Genomic DNA, 16,464 nt, shown 5'->3' with positions numbered 1-16,464 from the left:
GCTCGCGCCGGTGGGCGAGGCGAGCGCGGCGGGCGCGCAGGCAGCGAGGCGAGCGCGGCGCTCCGCGGAGCTACAGGTCCCGCGCGCAGCGGGCGCCGATGTTGTTGACCCGGTCGAAGGGGTAGCTGTAATCGCGGTTGCCCGCGCGCAGGTCCGACGCCGGCGCACGGTAGCTCCCGCCGCGCGTGACCCGCGTCGCGTCGCGCTCGCCGTCCACGCGATGCACGCAGTCGATGCACGACGTGGGGAGCGCGTCGCGCCACCAGTCCATCGTCCACTCCCACAGGTTGCCGGCCAGGTCCGAGTGCCCCCATCGCCCGTCTCCGGTCGGCTTCGACCCCACCGGCAGGATGTCGCTCAGCGCGCAATCTCCCGCGGCGCTCCCGTCGCCGGTGCACCCATAGGCGGCGCGCGCGCCGTCGATCCCGGAGCCCCAGGGATACGGCCTTTGCTCGTCGCCCCCAGCGGCCGCGTAGTTCCACTCCGCCTCGGAGGGCAGGCGGCCGCCGTCCCACGAGCAGAACGCGAAGGCCTCGAACCAGGTGATGCAATTGATCGGGAGCTCCTCGTTCGCTCCCGGCTCGTCGGTCCATGTCCACAGGCGATCACCATTGCATTGCAGCGCCGATCTCAGCATCGCGGTGTTCGGCGCGAGCCGCTGGTTCCATCCGGCGATCCACCCGCTGCCGTCGACGTGAGGGTGACGGCCAGCCCCGATCGCGGGCGGGCTCTCCTGCACGCCCCGCCCGGCTTCCACGAACGCCCGGAATCGCCCCACCGTGATCTCGAACCTGTCGAGGCGGAAATCGCTGACGGCCGCAGGGAACGAGTCATCCGTGCTCGATTCACCGTCGTAGCTCATCAGGTACGTGCCGCAGGGGACCAGTCTGTTGCCGCAGCAGCTCGCCTCGCCGGGACCGCAGCTGTCCCCGGCGCCCGGCCCGCCGCCGGCGCAGCTCCGAGGCATCGCCAGCACGTCCGGCGAGCCGCACGTGTTCGGGCAACCCGGCTCCCCGCACTCGCCGCACGCCGTGCCGCCCTCGCACAGGACGCAGGCCCCGGCGCCATCGCACGCGGCGCCGCCGTCCGATCCACAGGGCGTCCGCGCCGGCCGCGGCAGCTCCGCGCACATGCCCTCGCCGCACGCCACCTCGATGCAGGCGCTCTGCGCCGGCGGGCAGTCCTCCACCGGGTCGACGCAGGTGCCCGTCGCGCCGCCGCCGTCACCGCCGCCGCCGCTGGTGCTGCTGCTGGTGCTGGTGCTGCTGACGCCGCCGTCGCCGCCGCTGCCCTCGGACCCACTTCCGCCGCTCCCGGCCCCGTGGTCACCGGAGAAATCACGGATGATCGGGCTGCAACCCGACACGAGAGAGACGGACACGAGGAGCACCAATTGTCTCATGTACGCCATGATACGTCACCCGGCGGGCCGCGTCGTCGCGTCGGTGGTGGATCGACGCGGACGCGGCGACTCGACAGCACCGGGCTCGGCTACTTGCGCTGGGCGGCGGCGTCGCCTGCGCGCCGGCCGGGCTCGATCTGGCTGACGTCGCGGACAGCGCCGTTGGCGGCGCTCGTGGCCATGAGCGCGTAGGCCCGCAGGGCAGGGGAGACCTTCCGGTCACGGTTCGGCTTGAACGCATCGGCGCCCCGCGCCTCGACGGCGCGGCGGCGGCGCTCGAGCTCCGCGTCGCTGACGAGGACATCGATGGTCCGGGCGGGGATGTCGATCCGGATGCGATCGCCCTCCTCGATGAGCCCGATGGTCCCGCCTTCGGCCGCCTCGGGCGAGACGTGCCCGATGCTCAGGCCCGAGGTCCCGCCGCTGAACCGGCCGTCCGTGATGAGGGCGCACGCCTTGCCGAGGCCCTTCCCCTTCAGGAACGACGTCGGATAGAGCATCTCCTGCATGCCGGGGCCGCCCTTCGGGCCCTCGTAGACGATGACGACCACGTCGCCCGAGCCGACCTGGTTGTCCCAGATCGCGTCGCACGCCGCCTCCTGCGACTGGAACACCCGCGCAGGCCCCTCGAACTTCCAGATCTCGGGATCGACGCCCGCGGTCTTCACGATGCAGCCGTCCGCCGCGATGTTGCCGTAGAGCACGGCGAGGCCGCCCTCGCGGCTGTACGCGTGATCGACGTCGCGGATGCACCCCTTCTGGGCGTCGTCGTCGGTGTCGGCGAAGTACTTGTCCTGCGAGAACGCGACCGTGGTCGGGACGCCGCCCGGCGCGGCGAGCGAGCGCTTCTTCGCGGCCGCCGCCGCCGTGGGGCGACGGAGGTCGTTCTCGTCGATCGCCTCGCCCAGCGTGCGCGCGTGCACCGTGCCGACCTGCCGGTGGATGAGCCCCGCGCGGTCGAGCTCCCCGACGATCGTCAGCACGCCGCCCGCGCGGTGCACGTCCTCGACGTGGTAGTGCGACGACGGCGCCACCTTGCAGATGTTGGGCACCTTGCGCGACATCCGGTCGATGTCCGCCATCTTGAAGTCCACCTGCGCCTCGCGGGCGATCGCCAGGAGGTGGAGCACCGTGTTCGTCGAGCCGCCCATCGCGATGTCGAGCGCCATCGCGTTCTCGAACGCCTCGAACGTCGCGATGCTCCGCGGCAGCACCGAGGCGTCCCCGTCGACATAGTACCTCTGCGCGAGCTCGACGACGCGCTTCGACGCCGCCTCGAAGAGCCCCCAGCGCGCCGCGTGCGTCGCGAGCAGCGTGCCGTTGCCGGGCAGCGCCAGCCCGAGCGCCTCGTTGAGGCAGTTCATGCTGTTCGCCGTGAACATGCCGGAGCACGAGCCGCAGGTCGGGCACGCGGACCGCTCCATCGCGGCGAGATCCGCGTCGCTCACCTTCTCGTCGCTCGCGGCGATCATCGGATCGATGAGGTCGAGCTTGCGGACGAGCGGCTTGCCGTCGCGGTCGTGCGTCCCGACGAGCTTGCCCGCCTCCATCGGACCGCCGGAGACGAAGACGGTCGGGACGTTGAGCCGCATGGCCGCGAGCAGCATGCCGGGCGTGATCTTGTCGCAGTTCGAGATGCAGAGCAGCGCGTCGGCGCAGTGCGCATTGACCATGTACTCGACGCTGTCGGCGATGAGCTCCCGGCTCGGCAGCGAGTACAGCATGCCGGCGTGGCCCATCGCGATGCCGTCGTCGATCGCGATCGTGTTGAACTCGACGCCCCACCCGCCCGAGGCGTCGATGACCTTCTTCGCCCGCTGCCCCACGTCGTGGAGGTGGACGTGCCCCGGAACGAACTGCGTGAAGCTGTTGGCAATGGCGACGATCGGCTTCTCGAAGTCCGCGTCCTTCATGCCGGTGGCGCGCCATAGCGCGCGCGCCCCTGCCATGTTGCGTCCCTGGGTGGATGTACGACTGCGGTATCCGGCCATGCCCGGAACCTACTCCGTTCCAGCCTTCGCGCCTAGCCGACAGGCGGTGTCGGCGTCAGGGGACCACCTCGACCCACGCGGACACGGGCGAGACGTCGTTCGACGCCGGATCGACGCCGGTGAGGCTCGCCCCGTACGCGCCGACGCGCCGGTTCCTCCCGAAGGTGATCGCCGGACCGGGGCCGGGATCGAAGCCCCGGAGCCCCTCGAGCGCCGCGACGAGGCCGGGCCGGGTGAGGTGGGCGCCGGCGCGCTTGAGCGCCTCGACGAGGACGCGGGCGGCGGCGTACGCGCTCGCCTGGAAGGCGGTGTGCCGCGGCGGGATGCGGTGGCGCTCGAGGAACGAGGCGAGCGAGAGCAGATCGAGCCGCTCGGCGTCGTCGGCGGGGCTCGCATGGACGAGCAGGAGCCGCGCGGCGGCGGCGAGCCGGAGCGACCCGGGATCGCGCGGCATCAGGAAAGCGGGCGCGTAGAGGGCGGGGCGCGGGCTCGCCGAGGGCGACGGCGCCGCGAGCCACCGGGAGAGCTCGTCTCCCTCGCCGACGAGCAGGACGGCCCGCGGCCGCAGCCGCGCCGCGGCGTCGGTCGCCGCGGCGGCGTCGAAGCGGCCGGGCTCGAAGGGGAGCGAGACAGGGGCAGCGAGGCCGCGCCGCAGCGCCTCGGAGCGCGCCCCGCGGAGGAAGGCGTCCCCGCGCGGGCCCGCCGGATGGACGACGAGCAGGGCCCCGGCGCCGGAGGGCGCAGGGGCGCCGGCGAGGTGCGCGACGGCGACGCGCGCGAGCGTGTCGAGGCCGGGCTGGAGATGGAACACGACGCCATCGCCCGGGTCCGAGGCAGGGAGCCCGGACCCGAGCGGTCCGACGAGCGGCACCTCGTCGGCGGCGAGGCGCGCCGCCGCGTCGCCGTCGCCGCTCCACACGCTGCCGACCAGCGCGAAGACCCGCTGGTCGAGGAGGCGCGAGGTCGCGGCCGCGCCGTCGAGGGTGTCCTCGCTGTCGGCCACAACGAGCTCGAGCCGCCGCCGGAACACGCCGCCCTGCGCGTTCACCTCCGCGAACGCCGCGGCGAGCACGTCGCGGGCCGCGGCGCCCGCCGCCGCGAAGCGCCCGGTGAGCGGGAGCGCGGCGCCGAGCCGGAGCGCCTCCAGCGAGACGCCCGGATCGGCGTCGCGGCCGACGCAGCGCAGGTAAGCGAAGAGATCGTCGAGCTGCGCGCGGTCGAGCCGGTAGCGCGGCATGACGAGGTAAAGGTCCCGCGCCGCCGGCGCCCTCCCGTCGCGAACGGCGGACGCGAGCGTCTCTGCGGTGTAGGCGCCCCCCGCGCGATCGGCCGCGAAGAGCTGCTCGGGGGTGAGCGGCGGCGCCGCGACGCCGCCCTCCGACGTGCCGTCGCCGCTCCGGCCGTGGCAGCCGGCGCACGCCGCCGCCTTGCCGTGCAGCGCGGCGCCGCTCGCGCCGAGGCGCCCCTCGACCGGCTCCCCCGAGGCGAGGGCCCCGTGGTGGAAGATGCGCCTGCCGCGGAGCGCCGCCGGGCTGAGCTCGGCGCACGAGGCCGCGTCGTCGGGGGCGGGCGCGGGCGCGTCGCGGACGGCCGCGGCGCCCTTCAGCGCGGCGGCGAGGCCGAGCGCCGAGAGCGCGGCGGCGAGGGCGCGGCGCCGCCGCTTCGTCACGAGATGACCCACATGCACCTCACGGCTTGTCGTTGATGTGATCCACGAGCTGCACGATCGTCTCGGGGCGCTCGGTGGCGACCGTCTTCAGCCACATGCCGGTCGTCACGTCGCCGATGAGCAGCGTCGAGGTGTGCTCGTCCGGCTTCTTCGTGAGCCCGCCGAGGCGCCCGAGGACCTTCTCCACGTTGTCCGGGGTCCCGGTCAGGAAGCGCCAGCCGTCGCCCGCGCTGAACTTTGCGGCGAACCGCTTGAGCACCTTCGGCGTGTCGTTCACGGGGTCGACGGTGATCGTGAGGATCGCGACCTCCTTGCCGGCGCGCTTGCCGAGCAGGGCCTGCACGCGCGCGAGGTTCGCCGCCATCGTCGGGCACGCGCCCTTGCACGAGGTGAAGGCGAAGTGGATGAGGACCTTCCGGCCGCGCAGGAGGTCGGTGTAGAACCGCCGCGCGCGCCCGTCCTGATCGACGAGCTCCGTGTCGGTGAAGTACGCCGCGGCCGCGGCGTCGCCGGCGGGCGAGGCGCCGATCCGGGCGCGGGTCCGGTCCGGCACAGGCTCCGCGGCCGGGCTCGCGCACGGCAGCGCGAGCGCGAGCGCCGCCGCGAGCAGGGGCGCGGCGCGCCTCATCGCCCGCCTCCCGCCGCCGGCGCGGCGCCGGGCGAGCCGGCGTGGAGATCGACGAACGGCAGCGCGCCGAGCGGGGCGTTGCGCGACTCGGCCTCCACCAGGAAGCGGTACTGGCCGGGCTCGGGGGGCGTGAACGTCACCGAGAAGGCGCCGTCCGGCTCGGCGCGGGGCCGCACGATGTCTCGGAAGCCGACCGGGAACTGGAAGATCATGACGTTCATCTCCTTGGCTTCGAGGGGCGGCGCCGAGGCCTTCGGCCTCGCGTGGAAGCGCAGCGTCGCCGGCTTCGAGACCTCGATATCGACGCTGCCGTCGAAGAGCGGCTCGACGGTGAGCCCGGGCGAGCGGTCCTCGGCCGGGACGGCCGACGGCGCGACGGTCCCCTCGAGGCACGCGGCGAGGCGGCGGCCGCCGAGCAGGAGCTCGACATCGTACGCGCCCTCGTCGCCGAGCCGGACCGTGGTGGCGTACACGCCGGGCTGCACCTCCTTGAGCGAGCGATCCTCGATGAGCGCCGCGCGGGGCTCTCGCCCGTAGTTCGAGAGCGTGCCCATCGGCGCCATCATGCCCTCGACGTAGTAGTAAAGGGCCTTGTCGGCCGGGCTCGCGACGATGGCGCCGTTGCCGTCGGGCACGACGGCGAACGGCGCGGCGCTCCCGACGCCGTTCGCCGTCCGGGGTGCCCCCTGGCCGACCTGGACCTCGACGACCGCCGGCTTGCCGGGCCGCTCCAGGGAGGGCAGCTCGACGAGCGAGACCCTGCTCTCGCCGAGGTTCCTCACGTAGGCGAACGTCTTCGTGAAGGTGATCGCGTCGGGGCTCGCGAAGCCGGTGAGCGTGTGCGCGAGCGCTCCCACGGAGGCGTCGAGGATCGACACCTCGCCCTTCGCGGGGTTCAGCGCGAAGGCGAAGCGGCCGCCCGGCGCGAACTGGATCGCGCTGACGCCGGCCTTCACCGCGATACGGCCGGCGACGGCGCGGCGCTCGGCGTCGAGGATCACGACCTCGCCCTTGGCCTCGTTCGCCACGTAGACGGCGCCGGCGGCGTCGCTCGCCGCGACGGCGGCGGCCCCCTCGCCGATCTCGATCTCGGCGACGGGCTCGAGCGTGCCGGTGTCCACGGCCGTGACGGCGTCGGCGTCGCGGCTCGTGATCCAGGCGGTGCGCCCGCCGTGCGAGAAGGCGATCTCGTGATGTCCGGCGCCGACCTGCAGCGTCTTCAGCACCTCCGCCACGCGCGCGTCGACGACGCTGACCGTCCCGTCGCCGTCGTTTCCGACCCACACGGTGCGCCCGTCCGGCGCCACCGCGATGCGCATCGGCGCCGCGCCGACAGGCACGTTGGCCGCCACCAGGCTGCGCCTCGTGTCGACGACGGCGAGGCCTCGCCCGTTCTGGAGCGTCACGTAGAGGCGGCTCCCGTCCGGGTGGAGCGCGACCGACGTGGAGCCGGCCGCGAGCGTGACGAGGCTGCGCAGCTTGCTCCGATTGAACGCGAGCTGCGGGTTGATGACCGACAGCGTGTTGTCCTCGTTCTGGGTCCACAGCAGGTAAGCGTTCATGTCCACGTCAGGGCGGACGGCCATGAGCCCGCCCATGAAGCTCTTGATCTTCTCCTGGCACCCCGCCTCGTCGGGCGGCGCGCCCGCGCGCCTCGTCATCCACGCGAGCGGCGACAGGTCGCGCGCGGGCGCGCCCGTGGCAGCGTCGGTGATCGTGAAGACGGCCGTCGCGTCGGAGCGCGCCTCCGGGCGCCCTCCGGCGCCGTGGAGCGGCCGGAGCTCGAAGGCGATCGACAGCCCATCTCGCTCGACCCGGCTCGCGTCCGGACCTGGTTCGCCCTCCCCGCGGGCCTCCACGGGGGCCGGGGCCGGCTCGGGGGGTGGGGGAGGCGGCTCCCGCCGGCCGCAGGCCAGCGCCACGACGGCGCCGAGGAGCCCTGCGGCCAGCGAGAGGCGGCGCGAAGCGCTCGAGGGCCTCACGGCACCACCCGGAAGATGCCCCAGAGCCCGTCCGAGACCTTGAAGCTCGGCTGATCGAGGTAGAGCCGGTCGCCGGGGACGGCGAACCTCCCGCCGGCTCCGGAGAACGGAACCAGGTTGTGGTGCGTCATGGCGCTGATGGGGGCCTCGACTCCGATGTTCAGCACCTCCGGGTTCTCTCCGATGCGGCGGGAGCGCTCCCCCTTGGCGAAGGGGTTGTGCGGCCACTGCGCGCCCCAGAGGCTGAAGGCGTGCTGGCGCCGGTGGCCGGACGGCTGCACGACGCGCACGCGCACCTTCTGCGTGGCGCGGGCCGTGAAGATCGGCGTCGCCGGGTCGCCGTGGACGCGGGAGCTGAAGATGTCGCTCAGGTCCTTCTCGTTGAGCAGCACCCTCGCGAGCTCGGGCCTGATCCCGAGCCGCCCCCAGAACGGCTCGGTGCGGTAGTTGAAGGCCTCGTGGCCCGTGTCCTCCGAGTCGTCCTCGCCGTCGTAGTTCCGGATGGCGGTACCGCAGTTGAGACCCGCATCGAGGCACTGGAACCGCGGGTCGCCCGAGTGCAAGGCGACCTCGTCCTGAAAGACGAGCACGTGCTCCCGGAACGAGCGCGTGTACCCGTAGTAATCCTTGAAGGTGACCTCCGCCTGCGCGTGGGTGCCCGGATCGGCGCGCCAGGTGGCGCCCTGGGGCTCGATGATGAGGGCGCCGACGGCGCCGTGCATGCCGTGGTTCACGACGTCGGCCATGTCCCTGAGGTTGATGGCGCCGTACTCGACGGCCCGGGGCTCGACGGGGCCCCACCTGCCGTCCTTCTGGGAGAACTCTCCAGCATACCACGTGTACTCGCGGGAGTCGCCGGGGGCGACGGTCTGCTCCTCGTTGAACCCGACGTTGGCGCCGTCGTCGGTCCTGACGTCGTAGGCGACGAGCTGCGGGTGGAGCGAGACGTGGTTGGATGGCCTGACCTGGTTCGTGTTGAAGCCGTCGACGATCGGCGGGCTGTAGTTCCAGTGCGGCGTCTTGGGCAGCTGGATCGGCAGCTCGTTGACGAGCGTGACCTGGATGCAGTCGCCGGCCGCGGCGCGCAGGATGAGCGGCTCCGGGGCGAGGCGCCCGGCGCGGAGGTCGGGCAGATCCTCGGCGCGGACGAACAGGATGGCGTCGGGGTCGTAGAGATCGAACCTCTCGTTGTAGGTGAGGCGATCGCCGGGCAGGTTGCCCTTCGCGGTGATCGCGTGGACGACATAGCTCGTCACGGGCGCGCCCTCCGGGCAGGTCCGGAAGCGCCGCATCCCGCGCGGCGCGCCCGGCGATTCGGGCAAGGGCAGCAGGGCCGGGTCGCTCCGCGGCCGCACCCTCATGATCCCCCAGATCCCGTCCCACAGGTCGTCGGTGGGCGCGCTCTGGTAGAGGTAGTCGCCGGGGCCGCTGTCGCCCCGCGCGGACACCGGGGGCGTGAGCCCGAACTCGAAGTGCTCGGAGAGGCCGATGGGCTGACCGTTCGAGTAGCCGCTGTCCGGATCGCTGAACTCCTTGAACCACCTCTGTCCGTGGACCGTGAAGACGTGCTGTTCCTCCTGCGCGCCCTGGACGAGGCGCACCCGGATGTCGTCGCCCTCGTGCGCCGCGAGCACGGGCGTGTACGGATCGCCGTGGACGTGGGAGCTGAACACGTTGTGCATCTCGCCCTCTTCGCCCCGCTTCTGTTTCACGAGGCCCGTCCGGCAGTCGCGCTCGGCGATGCGCAGCGGGATCGGCTCGTTGCGGTAGTTCATGAGCCCGCCGCCGGGATCGGCCGCGGAGATCACCTCCGGCGCGAGGACGTCGCGGTGGTCGACCGCCAGCGGGAGCGGGGCCTCCTGCGTGGTCGGCGGGTTCACCGGATCGTCGCACTCGTCGTAGAGCAGGGCGAAGTCGGCGAGCGCGAGGTTGTACTCGCGGAAGGGCCGCTGCGTCGAGCCGGCCGGCGGGAGGATGTCGGCGCGGAAGCTCGTGGGACCGCCGTCGGCGCGCGAGCCGAACACGGTCCCGGTCTCGGGGTCGCGCCAGACCGAGCCGGTCGGCTCGATGACGAGGGCCAGGTAGAGGCCGTGCTGCTGGTGCGACGAGGGGCCGAAATGGTCGTGCGAGAAGGAGGTGTTGAGGGTGCGATCCTGGTCCTGCTGGTTCACCACCGGATTGGCCCACCAGCGCTGCGTCGTGGTCTGCAGGCCGAGCACCTTGCTGTGGATGCGCGGGTGCGGCCGCGCGGTCAGCGCGACGCGGGCGCCGCGCTCCTCGACCGAGCCGTCCGCGGCCAGGGCGCCGCCGCGGTTGTTGGCCGCCGCGATGCGCTGGACCACCTCCTGCGGCGCGAACGTCCCGTCCTCGTAGTTGAACCCGTTGGCCGAGCCGTCCGAGGAGGTGACGTCGAACTTCACGAGGTGAATGTGCTGGCCGGCGGTATCGGTCGGCGAGAAGATCTGGAACGCGTCCTGTGCCACCGCGTCGGGCATGAGGTTCGTCGCCTCGGAGACGACGCACTCCCCCGAGTTGGCGCGGATGAACAGCGGCTCCGGCGGCCGGGCGCCCGACAGGGTGGCCTCGATGTCGTCCTCGAGGACCATCAAGCGCATCTGCGGGTCGTGCCACCCGCGCCGGTTGACCACGCCGTCGAGCTGGATGAAGGCGCTCCGGTACAAGCGCTCCGGCGTGTTCGGGGGGCAGGGGTTCGCGTAGGGCGCGCCCGGCGCCGGCGGCTGGCCGTTGACGGCGAACTGCGACGGCTCGCCCTCCGGCGTGAACGCCGGATAGGCCTTCGCGGGGAACCCGTCCGTCGTCGTGACGGACGTGGCCCCCGGGAACCTGCCGGAATGGAAGTCCTGAGCCGCTCGCTCCTCGGGCGTCCCCTCGTTCGGCAGCAGCTTGAGGTTGGCCTCCTCGAGGTCCACATCGAACCTGCCGTCTCTGCCGAACACCGCGCCGTCCGGCGGCACGCTGGTGATGACGTGGCGCGGGAGCCCGCCGTCGACGGCGATGTCGAGCGGCGGCTGAGAGGCCCTGTGGCCCTCCAGGGCAGCGATGTAGAACGGATACCCCGGCATCGCCTTCCGCACCTCCTTGCCGCCGCCGGGGAGCTTTACGACGGTGGGCTTGTAGGTCGGCATGGGCGGCATCGCGAGCTCGGGGATCGGCACGACGGCGGGCGTGGGCGTCCCGTCCTCGATCTCGCCGTCCGGCAGGAACCGGTCGCGCGTGCCGGCCTCGAAGACATCGTGGTTGCGGAGGAGCCCCCACATGCCCTGCGCGAAGTGGGGGTACAGGTGGCAGTGGAAGATCGCGTCGCCGGGCGTCAGGACGCGGTTGCCGCCCCTGTTGATGTTGTAGGTGAAGGCCGCGCCCGGGCCGATGCTCTGCGAGTCCAGGGTGATGCCGTTTTCGTTGTTCGGGGCCTTCTGCCACTGGTGCGCGTGGAGGTGGAAGACGTGCGTCTCCTTCGGCCCTGCGTGGAGGTTCCTGAACCAGACGGGGTCGCCGAGGTACGCGTGATGGACGTTCGAGGGGTCCTCCGGGAACAGCGCCCGCTTCGCCTTGCCGCGCCTGTCGCGCTCGACGAGCATCGCCGGGTCGCCGTTGGGCCAGGAGCTCAGGAAGAACTCCTCGAACTTGCACTCGACACACTCCTTGCTGGGGCCGAGCCTCGCCCGGTTGGCGAGGAGGATGGAACCGAGCCCGGAGGAGCCGTAGTTGACCCCGAATCCGTCGCGCACGCCGTGGAAGGTCTCGTCTCGATCGAGCTCCGCGAACGCCTGGACGGCCTTCAGCTCGTCGTGGAACAGCACCGTGAGCTCGCGGAACCGGCCTCTCGCCACCGGGGATCGGCCGTCGAGCTGGCTGTCTTCGTAGCCGGCGATGATCGCGTTGAGATCGCCGTGAACGATCTCGTCATGGTCGTTGATCATCCTGAGGATCGGCTCGCCGTCCTCGTCCAGCGCGTCGTAGTCGATCCTGGGTGTCCCGTCGGGGTTCGGCGCGGGCAGCGAGGCGGCCGCGAGCTCCTCGGCCGTGACCTGCGACCGGTACGGGACCGCGCCTTCAGGCTCCACGTTGACCGCGCCGAACAGCCCGAGGACGGTCTGTCCGCCGTCCCCCTCGCCGCCGGCCATCGCGCCGGCGCTGTGCATCAGGAACGTCCCCTCGCGATCGGCGAACAGCTCGTAGACGCGCGTCTCGCCGGGCTCGGCGAGGGAGTCGGGCCCTTGCCCGACGTTGCCGCCGAGCGACTCGATGTCCTTGATCTCGAGCCCGGCGACGTGCACCGACGCGCTCCTTGTCCTTGTCGAGTCGTCAGGACGTCTGTCCGCCGGCCTGAGCAGGTTGGTGAACCTGATCTTCAGGCTGTCGCCGACGTTCACGCGCAGCACGAGCGGCCTGGGTCGCTTGCCCGGGCGCAACCTCGCGTTGCCCGGGCCGAGCGGCTCGTGCGGCCGGATCGGCGCGACGTCCCGCTTGAGCGCGTAGATCATCCCCGCGGGGTTGAAGGACCCGAATCGGTTGTACACGTAGACCTGATCGAGCGCGACGACATCGGCGTATACGGTCCTGCCGCTCGTCGGATGGTCGTTCAGCTCCGAACCTGCAGATTCATGACTTTCTTCTTCGAGCGCCTCGGCGCCCGGGTCTCCGCAACCAGCGACGCCAAGCGCCACCGCAGCCCAGCCGATAGCTCCGAGCAGTCTCCGACTGATCAAGGTTGTTCTCTCCTCGGTATGCGCGTGTCCGCGCGCCTCGCCCTGGACGCCGAGCGCGTCCGTGCGCCTCCGCTGCGCCGGATCGCGGCCGTCCGCCGTGGACTGGCCGCGCAATCCGGATAGCAATCCGGGTGAGCGACTTTGTGACTTTGTGAGATCGCCGTCAAATAGAATTGGTCGCGTCTGGCCCGGCTCGGTCGCCCCGCGTGGATTACGAGATTTACCGGGATCGTGTCGTCGGTCCGGCCCGGGGGGGCCGGGAGAATGGATACCGCTGGAAGAGCGATGAGAGGTGGAACGAGCGGTGGAACGAGCGGTGGAACAGCGGCGGCAGCCGGCGAACATCCGCTCCACGTCGGCGTTGCTGTCCAGGTGAGGGAGCGTGTCGCCCATGCACACGGCGAGCTCGCAGGGACGCCCCGAGCGCTCCAGCGCATCGAGGGGATCCCCTCGCACGACGTCGACGGCGAGCTGCCCGCGGCGCGAGGCGAGCTCGGCGAGGGGCCTGTCCTAGGTGTCCACCGCCGTCACCCGGAAGCCGAGCTGCGCCAGCGCGAGGGACTGAAGGCCCGAGCCGCCCCCGAGGTCGATGGCCTCCGAGGGGCCCTCGGGGCGCACGCCGAGGCGCTCGAACAGCGCCCGCTGCTCGGCGACCTTGGCGTCGTAGTCCCCGAACATCCTGGAGTAGTGCTCGGCGAGGAGGCTGTCGTCGTGATCGGCGACCGTGGGCATGGCTCTCCTCCTCCGCGGTCATCCTACAGCCGCGCGGCGCGCGGCGCGCGTTACCAGGCGCGCGCGCGCGTTACCAGGCGTCAAGCGTACATGGACGCACGGGGGCGCACCAGAATCGCCTGCGTTCGAAAATTTCTGTTCTGCTTTGACGGAGCCATGATATCTTGATTGAAACGCGACTTTTACTCCGACATCGATTTTCGCGTCGGCGATGTTGGAAGGCAACGGGGATGATCCCGGAGCGATGTTGAAGAGGGAGAGGTCGCGGTGCTGTGCGCAGCTGGTTTCGTCGGACGGGTCAGAATGAGATACGGCGAGCTTGGACCGAGCGCGCCGGTCGCTCGCGCGGGCCTCTCGCTCATCGAGAGCGCGCCTCGCGCGAAGCGCGCTGACCTACCCGTGGGCGGAGCCAGCCAGGCGAGCCGGAGAGCCCAGGCGAGCGGTCGAGCCGGGTAACCAGGCAGCCGGAACGAGGACGCGAGAACGGCGGGCGAGCCAGAACAACAGGCAAGCCGGATGACCGAGCGAGCTCGGGCGAGCGCGCGGTGCGCTCCTGCGTGCGCCGCTCCCCCCCCCGGAGGTTGATCCGCCTCGCCGGGGCGGCCAGCACCGGAGTCCGGGATCTTTGATGCCGGTGGTGATGCTGGTGATGCTGGTGATGCCGTGGCGGCGGTGACGCGCTCCGTGAGACAGAGAAATGAGTTGCGGAGAGTGTCAGTCTCGTGCAGGATGAGAAGTTTCATGACCGGGGAGTTTGCGGCCTCGCCGGGTGGACGAGGGCCGTGGGGTCTCATTGGAACGAAGGAGCGGAGTGCATGAAGACGGTTGTTGGTTGGCTCTCCAGGTGCTCTCGATCCCTCGTCGCGGCCGGTGCGGCCGCGCTCCTCTCTGCCATGCCGATCGCGGCCTCGGCAGAGCGCCCGGTCGGGCCGCGGCAGCCCGCGCCCGGAGGCGCGCCGGCGGCGGTCGGGGCCGCGGAGAGCGCGGCTCCGGCAGAGCTCGCCCGTTCGTCCGGTGCGGGCGAGTGGGACAGCTACTCCGTGGAGGTCTATGGCACGCTGGTCTCCCGAGCGGGGAAGGTCGCGACGCTGCTGCCGCTCGTCGCCACCACCGCGACGCCGGTCGCCGCAGGGACGAAGGCGGTGCTCTTCCGCAGGATCGGGGACCCCAAGGGCGCGAGTCCCACGAAGTGGGTCGAGATCGCCAGGGTGACCATGAAGAAGATCGAGGTGACCGGCAACATGCAGCTCACCATCGACTCGGAGGAGCAGGCGCCGGCCGGGGAGAAGGGCAAGGCGCCGGGCCACTTCGTGAAGGGCGCGCGGCTCAAGCTCGCGATCCAGTAGCCCCGACATCGCCTCTCGGCTGAGCGCGCACGCGGGCGTGCGCTCGCGCTCGGTCGCGCCGCGCCGCGGCCGGCGCGGTCGTCGTCGCCCGGGGGGGGGCGGCGCGCCGTCGGCGCGGCCTGCGCGGGCCGCGCGCGGCGCGGGTGAGGCCGCCCTCCGGATCTCGCCGTCGCCGGACGACATTTTGGAACGCCGCGCCTCATCGTTGATAGAGTCGCCTTGCGGAGACGAGCGACTACGATGAACGCCCTTCGATCCTGGCTCTCGCAACTGAATCGCCCCGAGGTGACCGAGTTCGCCGTGGCCACGGGGCGCATGCCCAGCGTGAAGATCTCGGGCGCCTTCCAGGCGGTCGATCCCGGCGCCCTCTCCACCGAGGACATCCTCTCGCTCCTCAGCGCCCTCGGCGGCGGCCGCTTCATCGAGGCGCTCGGCGCGAAGCCATCGCAGTGGCACATCCGCATCGAGGGCATCGGCGCCATCTCGGTCGTCGCCGCGCGCCAGGGCGACCTCGTGCACGCCCGCATGACGCGGATGCAGCCGTCGTCCGCCGCGCCCGGGACCGCGGCCGCCGCGCCGCCGGCCCGCCCTTCGCAGCAGCTCTCCATGCGGGAGCACCTCCCGATCGAGGAGGTGCAGCGCCCGCCGCCGCGCGATCCGGACGCGAAGAGCACGAGCTCCTCCGAGATCGCGCTCGACCTCCGCGGCGCCCCGCCGCCGCCGGCCGAGCCCCGCGCCGCCGCGCGGGCGGCCGCGGCGGGCCCGCGCGCGCGGCCCTCGTCCACCGACGTCCGGGCGGGCGCCCTCGACGGGTTGCTCGCCATGGCGCGCGATCAGGGGGCGAGCGATCTCCACCTCGTCGCCGGCCGCCCGCCGCTCCTGCGGGCGGGGGGCGAGCTCGTGCCGCACGGGGAGCCGCTCGACCCGGCGGCCGTCGAGTCCCTCCTGCTCCCGCGCGTCCCCGCGCGTCTCTCTCCGGTCCTCGCGAGCGAGGGCTCCTGCGACTTCGCGCTGGAGCTCGGCGCGCTCGGCCGCTTCCGGGTCAACATCGCGCGCCACCGCCAGGGCTACAAGGGCTGCTTCCGCCTGATCGCGCGCAGCATCCCGACCCTCGCGTCGCTCGGCATGCCCGACGCCATCGGGCTCGCCACCCGCCACCATCAGGGCCTCATCGTGATCACCGGGCCGACGGGCCACGGCAAGACCACGACGCTGACCGCGATCGTCGACATCCTGAACCGCGAGACCAGCCACCACATCATCACGGTCGAGGATCCCGTCGAGTTCGTTCACGCGCGCGGCCAGGCGATGATCAGCCAGCGCGAGGTCGGCACGCACACCCGCTCCTTCGAGAACGCGCTCAAGGCCTCGCTGCGCGAGGACCCCGACGTCATCGTCGTCGGCGAGCTCAGGGACACGGCGACGGTGCGCATGGCGCTGGCGGCGAGCGAGACGGGCCACCTCGTCCTCGGCACGATGAACACCCCGAGCGCGGCGAAGACCATCGATCGGCTGATCGATCTCTTCCCGCCCGGCGATCAGCAGCAGGTCCGCGTCACCCTCGCGGGCGGCCTCCGGCTCATCGTCAGCCAGCGGCTGCTGCCGAGCACGGACGGCAAGCGCATGATCGCCGCCGCCGAGCTCCTGCCCGGCTCGGTCGCGCTCTGGAACCTCATCCGTGACTCCAAGACGTTCCAGATCCCGAGCCTCCAGCAGCGGGGGAAGGGCCTCGGGATCATCCGCCTCGACGACTCGCTGGCCGAGCTCGTCCGCGCCGGCAAGACCACGCTGGAGGCCGCGCTCGCGGTGGCCGAGGCGCCGGACGAGCTCGAGGCGGTCCTCGCCGGCAGGAGGCAGCCCGTGCTCGCGCCGGACAGGAGGCCTCCCGCCTCGCCTTCCGAGGCGTCGAGGCCCGCCGTCACCGAGGCGGGCAAGGGGCTGTTCGAGCGCGCGGGCGCGCTCTTCGGGAAGAAGGGAGGCTAGC

General features: G+C 72.2%; 9 protein-coding genes. 2 read left to right on the top strand and 7 right to left on the bottom strand.

Features of this window, described 5'->3' with window-relative positions:
* Positions 1-70: 70 nt before the first annotated feature.
* The 7 genes from WMF28_RS27100 to WMF28_RS27070 all read right to left on the bottom strand — a co-directional run bounded on the left by WMF28_RS27100 (position 71) and on the right by WMF28_RS27070 (position 13,134).
* Positions 71-1,402 (bottom strand): formylglycine-generating enzyme family protein, encoded by a 1,332-nt coding sequence (locus WMF28_RS27100; protein WP_437596218.1) that lies wholly within the window; start codon positions 1,400-1,402, stop codon positions 71-73.
* A gap of 89 nt (positions 1,403-1,491) precedes the next feature.
* A complete protein-coding gene (gene ilvD / locus WMF28_RS27095; RefSeq protein WP_437596217.1) occupies positions 1,492-3,393 on the bottom strand; it encodes a dihydroxy-acid dehydratase in 1,902 nt (633 codons plus the stop codon).
* 55 nt (positions 3,394-3,448) lie between these two features.
* A complete protein-coding gene (locus WMF28_RS27090; RefSeq protein ID WP_437596216.1) occupies positions 3,449-5,074 on the bottom strand; it encodes a cytochrome c/ABC transporter substrate-binding protein in 1,626 nt (541 codons plus the stop codon).
* Between the two features lie 7 nt (positions 5,075-5,081).
* Positions 5,082-5,690: an SCO family protein gene (locus WMF28_RS27085; protein WP_437596215.1), complete on the bottom strand. Its 609-nt coding sequence runs from the start codon at positions 5,688-5,690 to the stop codon at positions 5,082-5,084.
* Positions 5,687-7,672 carry a YncE family protein gene (locus tag WMF28_RS27080; RefSeq protein ID WP_437596214.1) on the bottom strand — a complete coding sequence of 662 codons (1,986 nt, stop codon included), beginning with the start codon at positions 7,670-7,672 and terminating at the stop codon, positions 5,687-5,689. The genes WMF28_RS27085 and WMF28_RS27080 overlap by 4 nt, the downstream gene beginning before the upstream one ends.
* A complete protein-coding gene (locus tag WMF28_RS27075; RefSeq protein ID WP_437596213.1) occupies positions 7,669-12,402 on the bottom strand; it encodes a multicopper oxidase domain-containing protein in 4,734 nt (1,577 codons plus the stop codon). Before WMF28_RS27075 ends, WMF28_RS27080 begins: the two co-directional genes overlap by 4 nt.
* A gap of 510 nt (positions 12,403-12,912) precedes the next feature.
* Entirely contained in the window at positions 12,913-13,134 is a 222-nt protein-coding gene (locus tag WMF28_RS27070) for a hypothetical protein (RefSeq protein WP_437596212.1), read from the bottom strand.
* 815 nt (positions 13,135-13,949) lie between these two features.
* Between WMF28_RS27070 and WMF28_RS27065 the strand changes: the two genes are divergently transcribed.
* Positions 13,950-14,480 (top strand): hypothetical protein, encoded by a 531-nt coding sequence (locus tag WMF28_RS27065; RefSeq protein WP_437596211.1) that lies wholly within the window; start codon positions 13,950-13,952, stop codon positions 14,478-14,480.
* A gap of 240 nt (positions 14,481-14,720) precedes the next feature.
* Positions 14,721-16,463 (top strand): type IV pilus twitching motility protein PilT, encoded by a 1,743-nt coding sequence (locus WMF28_RS27060; RefSeq protein WP_437596210.1) that lies wholly within the window; start codon positions 14,721-14,723, stop codon positions 16,461-16,463.
* The last annotated feature ends 1 nt before the right edge of the window (position 16,464 follow it).

It is taken from the genome of Sorangium sp. So ce590 (assembly GCF_051521365.1).
Taxonomy (GTDB): domain Bacteria; phylum Myxococcota_A; class Polyangia; order Polyangiales; family Polyangiaceae; genus Sorangium.
The sequence above is the reverse complement of the archived record's forward strand: the minus strand, read 5'-3'. Positions and strand labels throughout refer to the sequence as shown.

Bases quoted from the DNA above. Each gene is read 5' to 3' on its own strand.
- WMF28_RS27100 (WP_437596218.1), bottom strand. From the start codon at position 1,402: ATGAGACAATTGGTGCTCCTCGTGTCCGTCTCTCTCGTGTCGGGTTGC.
- ilvD (WP_437596217.1), bottom strand. From the start codon at position 3,393: ATGGCCGGATACCGCAGTCGTACATCCACCCAGGGACGCAACATGGCA.
- WMF28_RS27085 (WP_437596215.1), bottom strand. From the start codon at position 5,690: ATGAGGCGCGCCGCGCCCCTGCTCGCGGCGGCGCTCGCGCTCGCGCTG.
- WMF28_RS27070 (WP_437596212.1), bottom strand. From the start codon at position 13,134: ATGCCCACGGTCGCCGATCACGACGACAGCCTCCTCGCCGAGCACTAC.
- WMF28_RS27065 (WP_437596211.1), top strand. From the start codon at position 13,950: ATGAAGACGGTTGTTGGTTGGCTCTCCAGGTGCTCTCGATCCCTCGTC.
- WMF28_RS27060 (WP_437596210.1), top strand. From the start codon at position 14,721: ATGAACGCCCTTCGATCCTGGCTCTCGCAACTGAATCGCCCCGAGGTG.